The following is a 2,845-nucleotide window of genomic DNA, read 5'->3' on the forward strand; positions in this document are numbered from 1 at the left end:
AGAGCTAGAAATAGATTCATTCTCAAAAAAAGGAGATTTATATATTCTAGGAAAACATAAAATCTTATGCGGAGATTCAACAAAAGAAGAGGATGTTAAAGCATTATATGGAGAAGAGAAGATAGATTTATTAATAACAGATCCACCATACAATATTAACTATGAAAGCAGTAATGGTTTGAAAATAGAAAATGATAATTTGGGAAAAGATGAGTTCTATAAGTTTTTATTAGAATTCTATATAAATGCTTTTAAATACATGAAAGAAGGTTCAGCCTTTTATATATTTTATGCAGATTTAGAAGCAGTATCTTTTAGAAAAGCTTTAGAAGATGGAGGATTTAAACTTTCTCAAACATTAATTTGGGTTAAAAATGCTTTTAATTTATCAAGACAAGACTATAACTGGAAACATGAACCAATACTTTATGGTTGGAAGCCAGGAGCAAGTCATTTCTTCATAAAAGATTATACACAAGATACAGTTTTAGAAGATAACTCAGTATATAAAAAGCTAAGTAAAAAAGAGTTAATAGAAGAGATATACAAAATAAAAAGAGAACTAGAAGAATCAAGCACAATAATAAGAGAGGATAAACCACAAAGAAATGATGTTCATCCTACAATGAAACCAATAAAGCTATTAGGAAGATTAATAGCTAATAGTTCAAAGAGAGGACAAATAGTAGGCGATTTCTTTGGAGGAAGTGGAAGTACTTTAATAGCAGCAGATCAAATGGATAGAGTATCAAGATTAATAGAGTTTGATCCACGATATGTAGATGTAATAGTAAAGAGATATATGAAACTTGGAAAGAAAGATATAAAGCTAATAAGAGATGGAATAGAGATGAGTTATGAAGAGATAAAAGAATTTTTAGGTGATTAAAGTGATAGAAAAACTTGAATTAACAAATGATCAAATAGAAGCATTAATTCTCTATGAAGGAATGGTCATAGGAAAGATTGGAAGCAATAAAAAAGAAAAGTATGAAGCTATTGGTGAAAAATTAAAGATTTCTCCAAATACTGTAAAGACTTGGATACTAAGACACTATAAAAAATATATGGATTATAAAGAAGAATTAGAGATAAAAGATTCAAAAAGATTCAACTTAGAGGGGTTGACAGGATTAGAAGCAAGATATTTAAAAGCAAGACTGTCAGGATTCGGGAAAGAAGAAGCTAAAGAGTATGCAGGATATAGCGAGAATACTAAAGCAGCAGATATAGAAAAACAATCTAAACTGAAAAGAACTCTAGAAGAAATAAGAGACGAGTTCATAGAGCATGAGAAATATGGAGTAGAAGTAGTTGTAAACAATATAGATGATGTGAGAGTAAGGGCTAACGAGTATAAGGTAGAAAAGACTCAGTCAACAACCTTTACAACATCAGATGGGAAGGAAGTAACAACAACAATAAAAAATACTAATGCATTTTCAGCGGAGATACAGGCATCAAAAGCAATAGCTTCAATACTTGGATATGATGCGAAGACATCAACTGTAAGACAAGAGAAGGTAGGAGCAAAGGGAAGACAAAGGATTAAGATAGAACCAAGGAGGAAGTAGACATGGAGAAAGAACCAATAAGAAAACCAGTAAATTCTAAAGATCCAGGGAAGTATCAAGGGTAATATAAAAAAGGTACTGTGAGAGGGGGTAGGAGGTGATTAGAGGGTCGAAATGAGCCGCAAAACTTTCAAAAAATTTAATTTATTTTTCACTTCCTTCCATTTGCCAGAAGAGAAATAAATGAGGTGCAGAGAATGAGCTCAGATTATTATATAGATGAAGATGGATTAGTTGAATTAACAGGACTTAGTCCAAGATCAATAAGAAGTAAATTCAAACAATACAGAACAGATGGAAAAGAATATGATTATCTAGGAATAGCAGAAGATGCAATAAAAGAAAAATATTCAATGAAAGCTAAAGATATATTTGTTGATGTAGAATCTTTAGCAATAATCTTAGGAACAACAGAAAAAACAATTCAAACATATAAGAATAAAAAAATCATATTAGCAGAAACTAATGGAACATTTAATTTGTTAGCTAATTTAGAAAAATATAACAAAGAAACAAGTGAGTATAACAAAATTTTAAAAGTAAAAAGAGAAAGAGAAGAGGTTAGAAAAGAAAGGGATCTTTTACAGCTTGATATAGACGAAAGAAGATATATCCCAGTAGAACTTTATGCTATGTTTTTAAGTGATACTATAGTGACTTTTAGGCAAGAATTGCTTAGAACAGCATCAGGATTAAGTGTTAATTTAAAACCTATGCCACATAGCCAATGGAAAAAATATATTGAGGAAACTTTAAGTGATACATTAGAACATTTAAATAAATTATCAGATGAAGTTGAGGAGGGAATTGTTGAAAAGATTGAAAAGCAACAAAGACTGGACGAAAAGTAAAAAGATAATAAACAATACAATTAATTTATATAGAAAAAATTGTAAAGAAAGATTAATAAAAAAATTAGTAATGAATGTAGTTGTTTGGGCAAATACTTATAGATATTTATCAAGCGAAGGGTCAGCTGAAAATGGGAAATTTGATATAAGAAGAACTCCATATTTAAAAGAGCCTTTAGAGAAATTTACTAAAGATGGAGTTAATGGAATAGTATTAATGTTAGCATCACAACTTGGAAAATCAGAAACATTAAATAATATAGTAGGTTGGATAATTCATATAAATCAATGTCCAACTATGATAGTTCAACCAACAGAAACATTGGCAGAGGAGTATTCAAAAGAACGGATATCTCCAATGCTACGAGATACTCCAGTATTGTCTGAAATAATGGGAAAGAAAAACAATACAATTAAATA

General features: G+C 29.8%; 4 protein-coding genes. All 4 read left to right on the plus strand.

What is annotated here, in order from left to right:
• A partial coding sequence (locus Q0V09_RS10165) for a site-specific DNA-methyltransferase (RefSeq protein WP_297489224.1) occupies positions 1–889 on the plus strand: 889 nt, incomplete at its 5' end.
• 1 nt (position 890) lies between these two features.
• On the plus strand, positions 891–1,574 hold the full coding sequence (locus Q0V09_RS10170; protein WP_297489225.1) for a hypothetical protein: 684 nt from the start codon (positions 891–893) through the stop codon (positions 1,572–1,574).
• Between the two features lie 197 nt (positions 1,575–1,771).
• Positions 1,772–2,425 (plus strand): hypothetical protein, encoded by a 654-nt coding sequence (locus tag Q0V09_RS10175; protein WP_297489228.1) that lies wholly within the window; start codon positions 1,772–1,774, stop codon positions 2,423–2,425.
• Positions 2,385–2,845, plus strand: a 461-nt coding sequence (locus Q0V09_RS10180; protein ID WP_297489232.1) for a phage terminase large subunit family protein, incomplete at its 3' end; no start/stop codon positions are given. The genes Q0V09_RS10175 and Q0V09_RS10180, both read left to right, overlap by 41 nt.

Origin of the sequence: uncultured Cetobacterium sp. (assembly GCF_947039425.1) — a bacterium.
In the GTDB taxonomy this organism is placed as follows: Bacteria; Fusobacteriota; Fusobacteriia; order Fusobacteriales; family Fusobacteriaceae; genus Cetobacterium_A.